We start from the raw sequence: 17,387 nt of genomic DNA, 5'->3' as shown, positions 1-17,387 counted from the left end.
AGGTAATCATGGATATGATCAAACCAAACCCGCTTGCTGTGGTAATGATATTAACTATTGGAGGCACAGTCGCGTTATCTGGCTGTAGTCAATATAAAAAAGACCAAACCGCTCATACAACAGCCACTCTTTCCAGTCAGCAACAAGCCAAGCAAACGGTCTTTGATAATCAAGACAGTCGCAATAATGGTGCGTGGGGTGCTGTCTATATGACCAAAGAAGAGCTTAGGTCGCCAAGAGCTAATATCGTTGATATCAGCTCGCTACCAACAATGGCAGAAGATGCTAGTCTGCAAAAGTGGTTAGCAAAATTTGAAGGTAGTTCTGAAGGTAAAAAGGGCTTTATAACGACCAACGGCAAGAAGCTTTATGACGATTCCTGCGCTGGCTGTCATATGCAAGATGGTAAGGGTGCACAAGGCGCAGGTTACTATCCGCCGCTTGCCGATAACAGTAAGATGCAATCAAAATATTATATTATTAGCGTTGTGATGAATGGGCTGCGTGGTATGCCATCCTTTCACAGCATGATGAGTGATGAGCAAATCGCAGCGGTCACTCAATATGTGCATAGTGATTTAAATAGTTTTACAGATACAGTCACTGCGGCCAATGTCGCTCAACTACGTCATGATTTTCCACCGGGTGCTGACCCGAGTGAATAGTAACAGGATCGAATTAAAGACTTGTTACAACAGCACGTTTACGTTTCTTATTATCATTATTAGACCACTGATGACCATTAGCATAAGCAGCATTATCCTAAACTGACTAATACTCATTCCCGCCAAAAAGCGTTTGCCAATGATATTGCCAATAACGGCACCTAGTCCCAATACTAGACCATACACCCAGAGCTTGACAGTGAATATGCCAAAAAAAGCGTAGCTGCTAATCTGTATAATACCTACAAAAAACGAATTGGCCGTTTTGGTGGCAATAAGATTTTCTTTTTCTAGTCCAGCGTTCATATAAAAAGGGTTGAGTATAGGGCCGAGACCACCAACCAATGTACTCATAAATGCAATGACAAAGCCCAAAGGGATAAAACCTACTTTTGGCATATCAAACGTTTTACTTACTTTACCAAACTTATATTGGAAAATAGTAGACACTAAAAATACGCCAACCAACAACTGAATCCAGTTTGCATCCAAACGACTAAAAACCAATGCTGCTAACCACGCACCGACAATGGCACTTGGTACATAGTATTTGGTCAACGACCAATCAATATCATTCCAAAATAGATACAGCCGCGAGGTATTACTAATCAAGGTAGCCAAATTGATTACAGGTGGCGCAAACGCTGTTCCTATCATCCAAGAGGTAGCTGGTATCAGTAACATAGCACCGCCACCACCCGAGATAGTAGAGAGGATAAAAGCGACCATACCAGCGAAAAATAAGCCTACTAAGTGCCAAATCGGGATGGATTGCAATAAGTCTAAAACAAGGGACACTATAAAATCCTATTTCATGAGTGGCATCAAGTTGTAGTAGTGAAATTATTTTCTATATCTATAAATAATAATAGGTTCTACTAGAGTAGCTTTTCTCTTTCTGTATCGGTGTTAAATATTTCGTTAAAATATAAGGTCTAACGATAGCGTAAAAAAACGGCAGTCATACATAAAGCACAACCACCGCAGATAAAATATTTTGATAATAGAGTAGCTCGAATCTAAACAGCAGGCTTAAATTTTCTGCGGTAGATACTACGTATAATTGGCATGAAGATCATCAAAATAGCCAATAACCATAGTACTATCGTGATAGGGCTGCTCCACAAGATACCTAGCTCGCCTTGAGAAATAGACAGCGCACGTCTTAAGTTAGATTCCATCAGCTCACCCAATACATAGCCCAAAATAAGCGCTGATAATGGGAAGTTCAATTTACGTAAGAAGTAACCGAAAACACCAAGTGCTACCATAAACACCAAATCAAAAGTCGTGCTATGAATTGAGTATACCCCAACAAAGCTGACGGCAGCGATGCCTGGTATCAAGATATAATTTGGCACATCAAGTAGTTTGGCGAACAAACCAACCAAAGGGATGTTCATGACTAACAGAATAACGTTACAGATAAACAAAGAGGCGATAAGACCCCAGACGATGTCAGGCTGCTCAGTAAATAACTGTGGGCCTGGAGTAATATTGTACAAGGTCAATGCACCCATCATGACTGCTGTTGTACCAGAACCTGGCACACCCAACGTCAACATTGGTACAAATGAGCCACACGCTGAGGCGTTATTTGCCGCCTCCGGTGCCGCAACACCGCGAAGATCGCCGTCACCAAAAGTACCAGTGTCACCAGCAATTTTTCTTTCACTCGCATAAGTCATGGCACTGGCAATGGTCGCGCCTGCACCTGGTAAGATACCAACCACAAAACCCATTAAGCCACTACGTAGCATTGAACCTATGGTAAATGTAAACTCTTTAAAGTTTAATAAACTACGTTTACCTTGTTCAATGACCTTGTGTCCAGTGCTAGTTTTTTCTAATAAAATTAAAATTTCACTCACACTGAAGAAACCAATAACGATGGTGGTAAATTGAATACCATCAGATAGATTGACAGAATCAAAAGTAAAGCGATAAATACCGGTAACGGCATCGACACCAACCGTCGCTAGACCAAGACCAATTAACGCGGCAATACCCGTTTTAACGGGTTGATCTCCGACCAAACCACTTAAGCAGGTAATCGCAAATACCATCAACACAAAGTATTCAGCAGGTCCAAATGAAATAGCCCACTTAGCTAATAAAGGAGCAAATAAAACCACACCGATTGTTGCAATAGTGGCACCAACGAACGAACTAACAGCAGATAAAGACAATGCAATACCAGCTTTTCCTTGTTTTGCCAGTGGATAACCATCCAAAGTCGTCATAATAGCACCGGCATCCCCGGGCACATTAATAAGAATAGCAGAAATACGACCACCGTATTCACAGCCAAGATAAACAGCAGCAAGCAAGATAAGCGCGCTCTCAGGCGGTAGACCAAGTGCAAAAGCAAAAGGCAGTAATATCGCTACGCCGTTGATAGGACCAAGACCTGGCAACATGCCGACAATCGTACCCAAAAAAGCCCCGATCAGTGCAATCAGTAAATTCTTAGGCGTCGATGCAATAGCGAAGCCATGCATCAAAAAATCAAACGTATCCATATTGATTATCCTATTATCCCTGATAGCAATCCGAGCGGTAGTTTGACATCTAAAAGCGTGTCAAATAAGACGTATAAGCTAATACTGATGACAACTGAAAAAATAAGGCTTTTGAGCGGATTACCTGCAAACAGTAAACCTACTGCAAAAGACATCAGAATCGTGGCGATAATAAAACCTAATTCTTCAAAAATAAGACCATAGACCAATAAAGCAAGTGCACAAAGTACTAAGTTTTTGATGATTGGTTTGGTCAGCTCTAAATCAATAGGTTTGGTGAAACGTGCCGGACGAAAAGCGACAACTAAAGCGCCAAATGCCAACAATGAAAAAATCAAAATAGGGTAAGGACGAGGACCAATTGGGTCATAAGCAATAGGGGCGACATAACCAATGGCTAAATATATTAAAAATATACTTACTAGTGCCATTAGCCCAGAAAACAGGCGTTCCATTGTCATAAGGAATGTTCCTTGAGTTTTGGGGCAAAAAGGCTGACAGATATATGTCCTGCCAGCCTTTAGGAAATACCAGAAATAATGAGTATTCAATTATTAAGGTTATTTAATTTTTATATGACTACTTTGCTGCTGCTTCAACAAGACCATATTCAGCAGACAATTTACGTAGATCCTCAGTCTGCTTATAGACGTAGGCTTGTAACTCTTCGCCAGTCATAGCAAACGGTAGTAATTCTTGCTGCTCACGTATTTTAGCGAACTTTGGATCAACCAGCATTTTATCAAAGGCATCTTTCCACCAGTTATAAGCGCTAGGGCTCACGTCTGGACCCATATAGAAACCGCGAACGACTGGCCACGTGACATCATAGCCTTGCTCTTTTGCTGTAGGGATATCGGCCATCGTGCCGCCCAATCTTTCATCTGCAAATACTGCTAGTACACGTAATTTGCCAGCATTAGCTTGCGGCATAATTTCAGCAATACCCGCACTAACGGCTGTGATATGGTTGCCCATGACTGCTGTAATAGCCTCACCACCACCTTCCATCGCGACATAAGTCATGTCGCTAGGCTTAACACCAACTGCTTTGGCTAAGATAGCGGTTTGCATCCAATCCTGACCACCAACACTACCACCAGCGCCAAAGCTGATAGCTTTTGGATCTTTTTTGAGCTCAGCAACTAAGCCGGCTAGATCTTTGATCGGTGAATCAGCATTGACTGCGACAGCGCCATAATCAGTACCAACGCCGGCGAGCCATTTCACGTCTTTTTCAGTGAACTTACCAAATTTACCTTGTGATAAATTAAGAATAGAGCCGGTAGAGAAGGCGATGATGGCATCGCCATTGTCGCGGTCATTGGCAACAATTTTGTTATAAGCAACAGCACCGACGCCGCCTGGCATGTAAGTGACGCGCATAGGGTCTTTTAATAGACCTGTCTCTTTTAAGCCAGCTTGAGCAAGTTTACAAGTTAAATCAAAGCCACCGCCTGGCTTGGCAGGTGCAATACATTCCGGACGTGAAGGTGCTGTTAGCTCGGTTGAGCCATCTGCGGCAGTCGCATCTGTACTTGCAGTTTCGTTTGCCTTGTTACAAGCAGTCAAAGATAGGATAGACAGGCCAAGAGCCAGATAAGATAGTTTTTTCACACGACACTCCTTGTGTGTATTTTTATATGAAAAATTCAATGAAATTCTGATCAAAACATTACAGTTGTTGAAGCTGGACTTACAACTAACTTAACAAAGTTACTAAACTTCATCAAAGTATGTTTTTTTGTCACTGATGCAAAAGTAACAGAATATTTTAAAAAAAACAAGAAACATATGTATGTATATATGAATTTTATAGTAATATACGAAATTATAGGCTAACTAGAGTGATCTCTAATCATGTCAAGGTGAGCGTTAAAAGATATTAACCTAATAATCATTAAGGAATTTTTTATCAATAAAAACAATCGGATATGATTGATTTCTAAGGGAAGTAATTATTAGGATATGAGGAGAATTACATTGGTAGTAATGCATTCCTAAGGTGGCGACAATTGTTTTAGCAGTTATTCATTCAGAGCCAATAATACATGCATTAAGCTTAAAATAATAAAAGTAGCTGTAAGAACGCTTAACAAGACTGTGGCATATCTTGCTGATAAGCAGTTAGAACATAAACTGGATAATTATAATTGCTATTATGCCAACAGAAATGTCTAAGGGCACCGCCTTAAATAATAGGGCATTAAAAAGCTTGTTTTTTTCTATAACGACTTGGGAAGCGCCTAACATTAGACTACCTCCTGATGAGAAAGGGGACAGTGATGAGCTTTGCGCCCCTACAACGATACAGGTAAATAGTAGTAAAGGGCTTATGCCAGAGGCGACGGCTAGAGGCAGCACCATAGGAAATAAAGTGGGAGCGACTACGCCGAGTGTGCTAGCAAATATTGACATGATTGCGCTGATAACGAAAACTAAAATCGGGATCATCCAGATAGGAACATTGGTGCTTAGCCATTCGGTTAGCTCGTAAATGACACCTATTTCTACTCCGAGGCTAATTAACATACCGACGCCGCAAATCATAATGAGCGTATTCCAAGGTATGAGTGCAATCACTGCTTTTTCGTCACCTAACTTTAAAAGTAGGCTAATCAAAGCAAAAATAATGGCGATAAAACCAATGTCGATCCGAGCGTTTAAGAATTGAATTGCCGATACTTGCGGCATGAGTAGATTTAAAATGGGCACAATGAGCACAATAGCCATCATAATAAAAATCAGCATAATAGATTGTTTTTGCTTACTATCAAAAGGCTCTGGCACTGTGGTTTGAATTGCGATTTTGCTATGTCTAGCATTGAGAAAGCTATAACCACCCAACAGAATTACAGGTATGAAAAAAGTAGCGGCAAAGATTCCTAAGACATAAGTAAAGGTATTATCATTGGCGACGCCTGCGCCGCGCATCAGCTCCCTAAAAATAACACCACTTTGTGAAGTGATAAAGTTAGCACCGGCTAAAGCACCATAGTTCACTGATAAGGTAGCAATAACGATATTTAAGTTAGTACGTTTAGACAATAGCAGGATCATAGGCGCCATCGTGGCTAAGACCGTGTAATAACCGGCGCCTAAGCCTGCAATAATTGTGGCAACAAAGAAAATAACCAAAGGCAAGAATGCTGGGAAGTGACGACATTTATAGATTAAATGACTAGATAGCTTTTCTAAAGCACCGTTAGCCAGCGGAAAATTATAGAAGAGCGTAACGGCAAAAATAACAAAGAAAATCTTCAGCGGCCATAGCTCAATAATCTCATAAGCCTTTAGTCCCATACCAAAACAACCGATAAGGTATGAAAAGGCAATAGCAAATAGACCAATATTAATTTTAGTGGTATAGCCCAAAATAATACATATCACTATAGCGGCTAGAATATAAAGCGTCACGACTGCTCCTTGATCTTAACTGTATGAATTCTATAAAAAACCATAGCAGTTTTTACAGAGTAAAAAGCATTACGCTAAATGCTAATATTGCAAAATAGCTTTAAAGACTAAAAAATCGTACAAGCCTAACAGCGCCTCTAGTTGAATAGAATGATAGCAAAAAAAGTCGTGTTAATTAGATAAAATTGACTGCCAATATATAGGTGAGTCTTAACATTAAAATGAGTAGATATATCCTGATTTTTACAGTAAGAGCAACGCTTAACGAGATTAAGACAGTTAATAAAAACCTTTCCATAGTGGTGAAAAAAAATGATAGACAATTTCAAGAACTTTAAAATGCCACGCTATGAGCAAGTGCGATGGCATATACAGACGTTACTGACAGAGAGTCAATGGGATGAAAATACGCCTTTACCTACTGAACAGGAATTCGCTGATAAATACCAGGTATCGGTAGGAACTGTTCGTAAAGCTGTCGAAAAGTTAGTGGAAGAGGGCATTTTAATAAAGCAGCAAGGCAAAGGTACTTTTTTAAAGCGCCCAGATTTTGCAAGTTCATTATTAAGATTTTTTAAGTTCCGTGATAAAGATGCTCGCTATGTCACACCGACAGGTGTAGTGACAAAAATCACTGTAATAGACGGTATTGATGATATTAATGAGAAACTAAATATAGCTAAAAACAAAGCACTAATCTATATAGAACGTATGCGTATGGTCGAAGATAAAGTCTTGTTGAGTGAAAGAATCTGGTTACCTAAGAGCCGTTATCAAGCCTTTACCAGCTTAAATCCTGAAGATTTTGAGAACCTTCTTTATCCTTTTTACTACACAAAGTGTGGCCAGTTTGTGTCGTCTGCCGTAGAGACACTATTTTTTATAACCGATTACAGCGACCCTTATTTGGACAATACTAAGCAAGAAAACTTAGTTAAAGTATGCCGCGTTGCTAAGAACTTAGAAGGTAATCCCATTGAGTATAGAGAGTCATATGGGCTGGCAGAGAAGTTCAGTTATGAAATTAATATTATTTAGCGATAAGTAAGGATAATAGTTAACTCATTTAGGTTGCTTGAAAAGTGAACTATGCTGTCAAGCCCGTAGAAATTAACTTGGGAAATCTTAATCAAAGAGCTTGATAATAATGTTCCATAATGTCTATTTCATAAGCATTAAATTTATATTCAATATGAGTATTTCAATACCTGTATAGAGAACCGCTTTTTATCTCCATAAGAAACGTTATGACAAACGACTCTAGATAGCAGAATTCGGTTTAAACTGCTTCCATTGACGAATACTTCAAGCAGACTTTATCTCCGAAGTTTCATGAGCGGCATTGCACTAACTAAAGTAGCGATACCCAAGATTAAACCATAAAAAAGCACCAAGCCTTAATGGATTGGTGCTTTTTTAGATCACAGCTTTTATGTTTCTGGCTCAGAGCTAACGTTTACAGCAGTTCTTTACGCAGCTCTGCCGGTGTCTTAGGCGATAATAAGCCAGGTGCTACGTCGAGCACGGTCTTCGCACCACTATCTCCTGCTAAGTTCATCTTATAGGCTGCGCGGGCGTAGGCTACGAGCACACTGGAAGTAAACTCGGGATTACTGCCAAGCTTTAATGAAAACTCTAACACTTGATTGTTTTTCTCATTATCTATACTGCTGACACCACTACGAATGACGAAACCACCGTGCGGCATCTTGCCATGCTCAGACTCAAAAGTTTGTTGGTCGATAAAGTGTACTGCAGTGTCGTAGTCGGTAAAGTAATCCGGCATAGTCACGATGGTATTGCGCACAGCATCGGCATCGGCACCATCTGCCAATACAATATAGCATTCGCGCGTATGCTTCTCGCGAGTGCTTAGCGTTGGCTGCTCGCCGTTGCGCACCCGTGCCATGGCAGATTCTGAGGGAATGGTGTATTGTACGCCTGCCTTAACACCATCCACGCGGCGTACCGCATCTGAGTGTCCTTGGCTTAATCCCTTACCCCAGAAGGTATAGGTTTCGCCGACCGGTAAAATGGCTTCACCGTATAAGCGATTGATGGAAAACAGCCCAGGATCCCAACCGACGGACAACATAGCAACTTTGTTAGCTTTCTTAGCAGGCGCATCAAGCGCGGCAAAGTACTCAGGAATTTTTGCGTGAGTATCAAAGCTGTCAACGATATTAAATAAACCTGCAAATGCTGGGCCTTGCTCAGGCAAATCAGACTTGGAACCGCCACATAAAATCAGCACGTCTATGTCATCTTTGTATTGTGCAATATCGTCCATGGCGTATACGGGTACACTTTGGTCAATGAGGGTGACGGCGGCAGGATCTCGGCGGCTGAATACACATACTAATTGCATGTCTGGATTTTGCTTGATGGCTGCTTGGGTGCCACGGCCGAGATTGCCATAACCGGCGATGGCAACTCTAATTGCTGGTGTCATTATGATTAGCCTTACATTGTTGTAGGGGAAGGTCGGTTACTGCTCCTGTGAAATGTATCAAGTAATACAGGCTACGTAATAAGGATATGCAGTAATCCACACTGTAATAAATTGATGATTTTGAGAAACAGCACTTATTTTAGATGATTACTATTATAAGTGATAGTTTACTTTGCATATTTGAATCCATCTGTACAAGCCCACTTATTTAACCTACCTACAAATAGATTGTGAGTATTATTATGGGTATAAATTAAAATCGAAAAATTCAGTAAACACTGGAAATATAGCTGAAAGTTTAGCTCCTACAGTGTCTCTCATGTTCAAAATACCTAGTGATTCTACAGTCAAAGATATTTCTAATTAATTAGAGCAAGTACATTAATTGAATAAATAAAAATATCTCTTCATAAATTAAATGTTTATGTTATTCATAATCTCTGCTAGAGATGAGAATAATTCTTTGCTCCTATAAAGAGATATTATAGAAAATAATTTAAATTTAATACCTCAATCATTTTCGCTGAGCTTGTCGTTTTAATGGAATGGTAGTATCAAGACAGAATCTATTATTAATAGATTAGCAGTTCTACACTGACCTGGAAACAGTATTCATCTTTAATAATGATGCTTATTCTACCGTTATGAGCGCTAACAATCGCTTGTACGATAGATAGTCCCAATCCTGTACCTGAATGCAAGATATGGTTTTTATGATGACGATAAAAACGCTCAGACAATTTATCTGCTTCTATCTGTGTCAAAGGTGCCTCTAATTGATTGGTAAAAACTATTTTTAAATGAGGTTTGAAAGCAGATTGAAATTTTTTCTCCGAATCCTTCACACCACTATTAGTGACAGCAGAGGCAGTAATAGTAATAACGCTATCACTAGTAGAATAGTAGATAGCATTTGATATTAGATTGGCAAAAAGCCTTTGTAATAAGCTGTCATCTCCCAATACAGCCTTAAAGTCTCCGCTTTTTTCAAATACAATCCCACGATCTTCCGCTATAAAATCATAATAAGAAATCATTTTAGTAACGAGTGACTCAGTATCAACTGCCGTAAACTGGGAGTCATAGACTCCTTTTTGTGTTTTTGCTAATAACAGCATGTTATTAATCAAGCTAGATAGCTGCTCAAGTGTGTCATGCTGATCGTGCAGTTGCTCAACGTATTCATTGCTGTTTCTAGGCTTACTTAACATCACTTGGGTTTGGGTACTTAAGGTTGCAAGTGGGGTACGAAGCTCATGGGCAATATCATCTGAGAATCGCGATAACGACTCAAAATTTTGCTCGAGTTTTTCCATCATGGCGTTATAAGCATCAGCAAGTGGTCGCAGCTCACTTGGCATCTCACTAATGACAATACGATCATCAAGCTTTTCGGCATTGATACGAGTCATCTTCTGCCTGATGGTTGATAGCGGGGCAAATCCTAAATGCACACTAAAAGCCGCAACAGAAACTAAGATAAAAGTAATCGCCATTAAGATAAGAATGAGCTGACGGTTAAACTGGGCGAGGTATTCATGATGAACATCGATAGGTAGGGCGATGAGCGCTAAACGTTCCGAATGCTGAATGACAATAGCCCTGTAATGACGACTATCCATTTTTAAATCGAACGGCTTATCATGATGCGCCTGCCATAAATCTTTTACTGAACGTCTATTCTGCGACTGACTCATAAAGCCTTTGGGATTACTGGTAAGTATTTGTCCCTGATTGTCAGTAATCACTGTTTTTACATCATAGTCCAATACAGCATCTTGTAGTGGCTGTGACTGCTTATTCACAGACTGATTAGGCTGATTAGAAAGTTGTATTTCACCCTGATCATCAAGTGTATTGTCATTCATATGCTGACGCAAATTAAACGCAGCATGGGTTAAAATCTCCGAGTCCATTTGCTCAAAATGACCATTAACTGAACGCTGAATCCATAAATAAAGGCAGATTTGGGTAATTACCACACAAAGCGTTAATAAAAACAGAGTTCGCCATAATAGTGATAAGCGTCCGTCTGTGACGATAGGGGTCATGTTAGTACTTTTCTATTATGGGCGTTAAGTCGTGACTGCTATCTATAACTTCTAAGCGATAGCCCATACCGCGTACTGTGTGTATCAGCTTTACCTCATAATCGTCATCAATCTTAATTCTTAAGCGCCTAATGGCCACATCAATGACATTGGTGTCGCTATCAAAGTTTATATCCCAAACTTGAGAGGCAATAACCGAGCGCGGTAACACTTCACCTTGGCGCTCAAGTAAAAATTGTAATAAGGAAAATTCTTTGGCGGTTAATTTAATAGACTGCTCATTTCTATGCACGGTGCGTTTAGTGATATCCATCTTTAAATCTGCAATTTGCATGAGGTTACTACTGTAGTCAGACTGGTTGGCACGGCGCAGTAAACTTTTTATTCGTACTAACAGCTCAGCAAAGGCAAAAGGCTTAGTAAGGTAGTCGTCACCGCCAATCTCAATCCCCTTGATGCGATCACTCAAATCATCTTTAGCCGTCAAAAATAAAACCGGCGTGTGCTTACCAGCGGCGCGGTAATTACGTACTAGCTCAAAACCACTGATATCAGGCAGCATCACATCCATGATGACGACATTAAAATCATCGCTCATTAAAGCATGGTAGCCGTCGAGCCCAGTAGTGTGATGCTCAACGATAAATCCTGCTTCGGTCAGACCTTTTTTTATATAGTCACCGAGTGATACTTCATCTTCGACTAACAGTAGTTTCATAACAGACACACGCTGATTGGTTGGGTTGATGCTATCAATTATAGAGTGATAATAAGGGAATGATAGAGGAATGTCAGCGATATTCCTATGATATGAGCGCAACATGACAAAATTGTCATCTGAGCGTCATGTTGTTGTCAGAGCTATTACGTTAAGCTGTTGTTAATGCTGATTGTGGTGTTGACCGTTACGGAGCAATATTATGTTGAGTATTATAATGCATGGAATGATGAATGGATCAATGATGCATGGAAGTATGATGAACGGCATGGGCTGGGCGATGATGATTATCTGGCTGCTGTTTGTAATACTGATTTTTGCCATACTGTTATTGACCGTTATGGCGCTGCTCAAGTATCTGCGTCAACCAGAATAAGCTTAACGAAAAACATCTGATTTTGATAATAAAAAAATGGTGTTCGAGTACCAATTGCGTAGAGTCTAAGCGTCTACTCACCATCTTCAAGGAGTGATTTTATGAAACACGATAAGCATGAAGAACGAGAAATGGACAGTAACCATGACCACGCAAGCGGCAAAGGTACAGCGAGTATGGATGTAAAATCTACCAAAGGTGGTCAGTACGATAAGGTTCCAGCTGACTATAGTGGAACGATCTATATTTGCCCTATGCATCCTGAAGTCAGAGATATCGAACAAAGCAGTTGTCCACTATGCAAAATGTCTCTCAAACCTGAAGGCACTGTTGTCGAAGATAATGTTACCGAAATGGCAGAAATGACTGATAAGGATACAGTAGATGACCATACAAACTGTCATGGTACAGCTAATACAGAAGTAAAATCTGTCAAAGGCGGCAAATATGACAAAGTGCCAGCTGGCTATAATGGTACTGTTTATATTTGTCCGATGCATCCTGAGGTTAGAGATGTGGAGAATAGCGGTTGTCCGATATGCGGAATGGCACTTGAACCAGAGACGGCTACTATCGGTGTGGAGGACACCTCAGAGCTCGATGATATGACGCGCCGTTTCTGGATATGTACGGCGCTGACCATACCGCTATTTCTGTATGCCATGAGTGACATGGTCGGGATAAACCTAGACAGCCTTATTCAGAGCGATACCTCCGGGCAGATCGCTCAGTGGATTCAGCTGGCGCTTGCCACACCTGTAGTCGTGTGGGGAGCGGCGCCTTTCTTCGTCCGTGGTTGGCAATCAATAAAAAGCCGAAATCTAAACATGTTTACCTTGATTGCAGTGGGCGTAGGCGCTGCTTTTGGCTTCAGTCTAGTAGCAACCTTCCTTCCTAGTATATTCCCAGACAGTTTTAGAGATGCCACTGGTCAAGTCGGGGTTTACTATGAAGCCGCCGCTGTCATCGTAACTTTAGTACTATTGGGTCAAGTTCTAGAACTCAAAGCCAGAAGTCAGACCTCTGGCGCAATCCGTGCGCTACTCGAGCTAGCACCACCAACGGCAAGACGTGTCGATGAGAACGATGTCGAGACCGAAGTCTCACTTGACGAAGTTATCAGCGGTGACACACTGCGAGTGAAGCCAGGAGAAAAGCTTCCGGTAGACGGCACGGTACTTGATGGCAATAGCAACGTCGATGAATCAATGGTAACTGGTGAACCACTACCTGTCTCAAAAACAACAGGGGATACGGTCACCGGTGGTACAGTCAACGGTACTGGGACGCTATTAATTAAAGCGGTCGATGTTGGCGATGACACCGTATTGTCCAAGATCGTCAAAATGGTTGCTGAAGCCCAGCGTAGCCGCGCACCAATACAAAAACTGGTCGACAAGGTAGCAGGGTGGTTCGTGCCGATCGTCCTTATCTGTTCTGTTATAACCTTTATTGTCTGGGCGATGTTCGGACCTGCGCCTGCAATGGCTTTTGCACTGGTCAATGCTATCGCGGTATTAATCATCGCTTGCCCTTGTGCATTAGGACTTGCCACACCAATGTCGATTATGGTGGGCACTGGCAAAGGAGCTCAAAATGGCGTACTTATCAAGAATGCTGAAGCGTTAGAGAGCATGGAAAAAGTCGATACTATCGTTGTCGATAAAACCGGAACACTGACAGCAGGCAAACCAGAGCTCACTGCTATTGAAGCGCTTGGTAGCCTAGATGAGGATGAACTTCTTATACTTGTCGCTGCGGTAGAGACTGCGAGCGAACATCCTCTAGCAGAAGCTATTGTCAAAGCTGCGAAGGCAAAATCCCTTACCACTGCAAAAGCCAGCGATTTTAGTTCAACCACCGGTGAAGGCGCACAGGCGCTAGTTAATGGCAAACAAGTAGCCGTAGGCAATTCTAAATTCATGCAACGCCTCAATAGTTTTGACAGTGCGCTTTCAGAACGCGCCGACAAACGCAGGAAGGACGGTGAAACTGTCATGTTCGTCGCAGTAGATGGGCAAGCTGCTGGTCTAATCTCAGTCGCTGACCCGATCAAGCCGAGCACGAGTGAAGCCATATCGCTACTGCACAAAGCTGGACTGCGGGTAGTCATGCTAACAGGTGACAATGAAATAACGGCTAAAGCGGTTGCCAGTAAATTAAATATTGACGAGGTACATGCCGACGTCTCTCTAGAAGACAAAAACCGTATCATCAAAGAGTTGCAAAGTAGTGGCAAGGTTGTGGCCATGGCGGGTGATGGTATCAATGACGCTCCTGCCCTTGCGCAAGCAGACGTTGGCATAGCCATGGGCACAGGAACAGATGTGGCGATGGAGAGTGCTGGCATTACGTTAGTGAAAGGTGATCTGATGGGAATCGTAAGAGCCCATAAACTGAGCCATTCTACGATGCGCAATATCAGACAAAATCTGTTCTTTGCGTTCATCTACAACGCCCTTGGAGTACCGATTGCGGCAGGTGTGCTGTATCCGTTTTTCGGGCTTTTACTCAGTCCAATGATAGCGGCGGCGGCTATGAGCCTTTCTTCAGTATCTGTTATTGGTAACGCGCTGCGATTGCGCCGTTTGAAGTTGTAGGGTTGATACTGTGAATGTATGGTAGCCCTATTTATATACCAAGTTCGCAACATGACAAAATTGTCATCTTAGCGTCATGTTGTTGTCAGAGTTGTTGTATTAAGCTATTCGTTATCTTAATTTATCATCGACACTATTCGTCGTTGTAGAAAAAATATGAGAAAGCCTTATGACAATCTTTAAAACAGAGTCTAGCCCTATGTCCAATAGTCAACCTTCTAAGCTACTGCGCAGTACACTGGTATTATTTGCCGCCTCATCACTGTTTGCTTGCGGTCAAGCCAATACTAGCGCCGCTGATGCAAGCTCAGCACCCATTACAAAATCAGCCACTGCCAACGTAGCTGAATCACAGCCTACTTCTGCGGCGGTGATGACAACACCAGTAAGTAATCCAGAGCTACTCAAAAATGTCTCTGCAACCGTCTATAAAGATGTGAATTGCGGCTGCTGTAAAGACTGGATAAGCCACGTAGAGGATAATGGTTTAGGCGCAACAGCGCACGATGTTGCGGATGTCGCATTATTTAAAGACCGTTATGGCGTACCAAGCGAGATGCGCTCTTGCCATACTGCTGTTACTACTGATGGCTATGTGTTTGAAGGTCATGTCCCTGCTAAGTATATGGCGCAGTTTTTAGAGAATCCACCTGTGCAAGCGATTGGTCTTGCTGTACCCGGCATGCCAGTTGGTAGTCCAGGTATGGAGTATCAAAATAAATTCGAGCCTTATCAAATCATGCAGCTTAATAAAGACGGCACGACTCAAGTTTATGCTGATATTGAGTCTTCTCAGCAGCAGTTATAACATCAAGAACAGTTTTCACTTTGTACTATTTATAAAGAACATATTCTTATAAAGGTTACCTTATGGATAACTCTAATCAAGAAAACATTAGTAATGAAAAGCATATGAATCCTTATATCAAATTCTCTCTGATGATTCTAACCTCAACGGTTGTCATGTTTATCATGATGTATTTTAATACTTATAAATGGAACCACGTGTATTTTAGTGAGACTAGAGCCTATATGGCATTATATATGGGCGCTATGATGGCCGTCATTATGTTGGCCTTTATGGGTAATATGTATAAAAAAACCAAAGTTAATTTGATGGTTTATGGTCTGAGCGTCGTGTTATTCGCTTTTGGTCTATGGGGCGTTCGATCACAAGCAACCGTCGATCAAGTCGATTGGATGCAAGCAATGATACCGCATCATTCCATTGCTATATTGACCAGCTCAAGAGCAGATACCGAAGATCCGCGCGTACGACAATTGGCGGATGATATTATCGAAGCACAAAAGCGTGAAATCGGTGAGATGCAAGCGCTTATTGAAGAATTGAAGTAAAGGTTTACCCACAAAATTATCGTAACTTTTTAAACCCTATTTTTCAAACAAGCAAAGCTTATCTAATAGCATTTAATTTCTTTAAATTGTTATTGGATGCCTTGCTAGTTTTTTATTTAACCTGTGTATGTTAAGGATATACCATGAACACTCATTATAAATTACGCGGCTCTGTTATAGCTGCTAGTGTTAGTGCCGCATTATTACTAAGTGCTTGTCAGCCAACAGCTGAGAAGGTTGATCCTGCTACAACAGAAGACGTCGCACCGGTCGAAACAACGGATACGACTGCCGCAGTAGACCCGCATGCTGGTCACGATATGAGTGCAGATTCTATGGTAGCAGATGGAACTCCGATGACCCCTATGCTCAAAGAATACAGCGAATCAATGACTAAAATGCATGAAGAAATGATGGTAGGCATGGATTATAACGATCCTGATGCAGCATTTGCTCAAGGCATGCTCGGTCACCATATCGGTGCGGTAGATATGGCAGAGATTGAGCTCAAGTACGGTACTGATGCAGAGATGCGTAAGCTTGCGCAAGAAATCATCGACGCTCAGCAGTCTGAAATTAAGCAGATGAAAACATGGTTAGCCGATAACCCTGATAGCAAAACACCAACGCCTGATACCAAGGCAATGCAACAAGCTTATGCCGACGGTATGGATGCGATGCATGAAGAAATGATGGCAGGTATTGCCGATCCAGTGCCAGATATGGCATTTGCTCGTGGTATGTTACCGCATCACATTGGCGCAGTAGATATGGCAGAAACTCAGCTTAAATATGGTAAAAACCCTGAAATGCTGAAGCTTGCGCAAGAAATTATTGATGCACAGAAGGCTGAAATCGAGCAAATGCAAAGCTGGATTGCAGCGAATAAAGCATAAGCAAGGCGCTCAAAAAATTTCCCTTAATTAAGGGCGTTATTGTTAATTCTGTAATGAATAAAAGGCTTAACAGTTCTTTTTAGCGCTTAAATCTAAAAAAGCAGCACCCTAGAATAAATTTCTAAGGTGCTGCTTTTTTAATCATTATTAGTAGCTTAAATAGCTATGGTAATAGGTATTACTTTTCACCACATTGACAGCATTTCGAACATCTATCGCATTTATCACAAGTTGAAGCACACGTGCATCCACATTTTGGGCAAGTACAGCTAGAACTGTAGTGAATAGAGGGTATCAACGAGTCTAATTTATCTTTAGAAGTAAAGTTCATACT

General features: G+C 41.4%; 15 protein-coding genes. 7 read left to right on the top strand and 8 right to left on the bottom strand.

The annotated features are described in order from the left end of the window. Nucleotides 1–8 precede the first annotated feature (8 nt). Entirely contained in the window at nt 9–665 is a 657-nt protein-coding gene (locus tag ACMHKH_RS06370) for a c-type cytochrome (protein WP_413519802.1), read from the top strand. 24 nt (nt 666–689) lie between these two features. On the opposite strand, the gene ACMHKH_RS06365 is transcribed toward ACMHKH_RS06370, so the two are convergent. The 5 genes from ACMHKH_RS06365 to ACMHKH_RS06345 all read right to left on the bottom strand — a co-directional run bounded on the left by ACMHKH_RS06365 (nt 690) and on the right by ACMHKH_RS06345 (nt 6,604). Next, complete coding sequence (locus tag ACMHKH_RS06365; RefSeq protein WP_413519801.1) at nt 690–1,463, bottom strand: sulfite exporter TauE/SafE family protein; 774 nt, start codon at nt 1,461–1,463, stop codon at nt 690–692. A gap of 221 nt (nt 1,464–1,684) precedes the next feature. Further along, the gene (locus ACMHKH_RS06360; RefSeq protein ID WP_413519800.1) at nt 1,685–3,187 is read right to left on the bottom strand and encodes a tripartite tricarboxylate transporter permease; all 1,503 of its coding nucleotides are present in this window, start codon (nt 3,185–3,187) and stop codon (nt 1,685–1,687) included. Between the two features lie 5 nt (nt 3,188–3,192). Continuing rightward, on the bottom strand, nt 3,193–3,648 hold the full coding sequence (locus ACMHKH_RS06355) for a tripartite tricarboxylate transporter TctB family protein (protein WP_413519799.1): 456 nt from the start codon (nt 3,646–3,648) through the stop codon (nt 3,193–3,195). A 118-nt stretch (nt 3,649–3,766) separates the two neighbouring features. Continuing rightward, a complete protein-coding gene (locus tag ACMHKH_RS06350; protein WP_413519798.1) occupies nt 3,767–4,804 on the bottom strand; it encodes a tripartite tricarboxylate transporter substrate binding protein in 1,038 nt (345 codons plus the stop codon). 510 nt (nt 4,805–5,314) lie between these two features. Further along, nucleotides 5,315–6,604: an SLC13 family permease gene (locus ACMHKH_RS06345; protein ID WP_413519797.1), complete on the bottom strand. Its 1,290-nt coding sequence runs from the start codon at nt 6,602–6,604 to the stop codon at nt 5,315–5,317. 312 nt (nt 6,605–6,916) lie between these two features. Between ACMHKH_RS06345 and ACMHKH_RS06340 the strand changes: the two genes are divergently transcribed. Next, entirely contained in the window at nt 6,917–7,642 is a 726-nt protein-coding gene (locus ACMHKH_RS06340; RefSeq protein ID WP_413519796.1) for a GntR family transcriptional regulator, read from the top strand. A gap of 418 nt (nt 7,643–8,060) precedes the next feature. Here the strand turns inward: ACMHKH_RS06340 and ACMHKH_RS06335 are convergent, their stop codons facing one another. The 3 genes from ACMHKH_RS06335 to ACMHKH_RS06325 all read right to left on the bottom strand — a co-directional run bounded on the left by ACMHKH_RS06335 (nt 8,061) and on the right by ACMHKH_RS06325 (nt 11,825). Further along, nucleotides 8,061–9,056, bottom strand: a complete 996-nt coding sequence (locus ACMHKH_RS06335) for a diaminopimelate dehydrogenase (RefSeq protein WP_413519795.1) — start codon at nt 9,054–9,056, stop codon at nt 8,061–8,063. Between the two features lie 572 nt (nt 9,057–9,628). Then, nucleotides 9,629–11,107: a histidine kinase dimerization/phospho-acceptor domain-containing protein gene (locus ACMHKH_RS06330; RefSeq protein ID WP_413519794.1), complete on the bottom strand. Its 1,479-nt coding sequence runs from the start codon at nt 11,105–11,107 to the stop codon at nt 9,629–9,631. A 1-nt stretch (nt 11,108) separates the two neighbouring features. Beyond that, nucleotides 11,109–11,825: a heavy metal response regulator transcription factor gene (locus tag ACMHKH_RS06325; RefSeq protein ID WP_413519845.1), complete on the bottom strand. Its 717-nt coding sequence runs from the start codon at nt 11,823–11,825 to the stop codon at nt 11,109–11,111. A 202-nt stretch (nt 11,826–12,027) separates the two neighbouring features. Here ACMHKH_RS06325 and ACMHKH_RS06320 point away from each other — a divergent pair, with 202 nt between their 5' ends. The 5 genes from ACMHKH_RS06320 (at nt 12,028) to ACMHKH_RS06300 (ending at nt 17,053) form a co-directional block, all read left to right on the top strand. Next, complete coding sequence (locus tag ACMHKH_RS06320; RefSeq protein WP_413519793.1) at nt 12,028–12,201, top strand: hypothetical protein; 174 nt, start codon at nt 12,028–12,030, stop codon at nt 12,199–12,201. A gap of 176 nt (nt 12,202–12,377) precedes the next feature. Continuing rightward, entirely contained in the window at nt 12,378–14,801 is a 2,424-nt protein-coding gene (locus ACMHKH_RS06315) for a copper-transporting P-type ATPase (RefSeq protein ID WP_413519844.1), read from the top strand. A gap of 169 nt (nt 14,802–14,970) precedes the next feature. Further along, complete coding sequence (locus tag ACMHKH_RS06310) at nt 14,971–15,609, top strand: DUF411 domain-containing protein (RefSeq protein WP_413519792.1); 639 nt, start codon at nt 14,971–14,973, stop codon at nt 15,607–15,609. Nucleotides 15,610–15,671: 62 nt separating this feature from the next. After that, nucleotides 15,672–16,157, top strand: a complete 486-nt coding sequence (locus ACMHKH_RS06305; RefSeq protein WP_413519791.1) for a DUF305 domain-containing protein — start codon at nt 15,672–15,674, stop codon at nt 16,155–16,157. 143 nt (nt 16,158–16,300) lie between these two features. Continuing rightward, the gene (locus tag ACMHKH_RS06300) at nt 16,301–17,053 is read left to right on the top strand and encodes a DUF305 domain-containing protein (RefSeq protein WP_413519790.1); all 753 of its coding nucleotides are present in this window, start codon (nt 16,301–16,303) and stop codon (nt 17,051–17,053) included. The last annotated feature ends 334 nt before the right edge of the window (nt 17,054–17,387 follow it).

The sequence above is a fragment of the Psychrobacter glacincola genome (genome assembly GCF_965118485.1).
GTDB lineage: Bacteria > Pseudomonadota > Gammaproteobacteria > Pseudomonadales > Moraxellaceae > Psychrobacter > Psychrobacter glacincola_D.
The sequence above is the reverse complement of the archived record's forward strand: the minus strand, read 5'-3'. Positions and strand labels throughout refer to the sequence as shown.

What these genes read in the sequence shown, in the direction of transcription:
- ACMHKH_RS06335 (WP_413519795.1), bottom strand. Translation starts at nt 9,056, where the DNA reads ATGACACCAGCAATTAGAGTTGCCATCGCCGGTTATGGCAATCTCGGC.
- ACMHKH_RS06305 (WP_413519791.1), top strand. Translation starts at nt 15,672, where the DNA reads ATGGATAACTCTAATCAAGAAAACATTAGTAATGAAAAGCATATGAAT.
- ACMHKH_RS06360 (WP_413519800.1), bottom strand. Translation starts at nt 3,187, where the DNA reads ATGGATACGTTTGATTTTTTGATGCATGGCTTCGCTATTGCATCGACG.
- ACMHKH_RS06315 (WP_413519844.1), top strand. Translation starts at nt 12,378, where the DNA reads ATGGATGTAAAATCTACCAAAGGTGGTCAGTACGATAAGGTTCCAGCT.
- ACMHKH_RS06320 (WP_413519793.1), top strand. Translation starts at nt 12,028, where the DNA reads ATGTTGAGTATTATAATGCATGGAATGATGAATGGATCAATGATGCAT.
- ACMHKH_RS06340 (WP_413519796.1), top strand. Translation starts at nt 6,917, where the DNA reads ATGATAGACAATTTCAAGAACTTTAAAATGCCACGCTATGAGCAAGTG.
- ACMHKH_RS06355 (WP_413519799.1), bottom strand. Translation starts at nt 3,648, where the DNA reads ATGACAATGGAACGCCTGTTTTCTGGGCTAATGGCACTAGTAAGTATA.
- ACMHKH_RS06300 (WP_413519790.1), top strand. Translation starts at nt 16,301, where the DNA reads ATGAACACTCATTATAAATTACGCGGCTCTGTTATAGCTGCTAGTGTT.
- ACMHKH_RS06310 (WP_413519792.1), top strand. Translation starts at nt 14,971, where the DNA reads ATGACAATCTTTAAAACAGAGTCTAGCCCTATGTCCAATAGTCAACCT.
- ACMHKH_RS06370 (WP_413519802.1), top strand. Translation starts at nt 9, where the DNA reads ATGGATATGATCAAACCAAACCCGCTTGCTGTGGTAATGATATTAACT.
- ACMHKH_RS06330 (WP_413519794.1), bottom strand. Translation starts at nt 11,107, where the DNA reads ATGACCCCTATCGTCACAGACGGACGCTTATCACTATTATGGCGAACT.
- ACMHKH_RS06325 (WP_413519845.1), bottom strand. Translation starts at nt 11,825, where the DNA reads ATGAAACTACTGTTAGTCGAAGATGAAGTATCACTCGGTGACTATATA.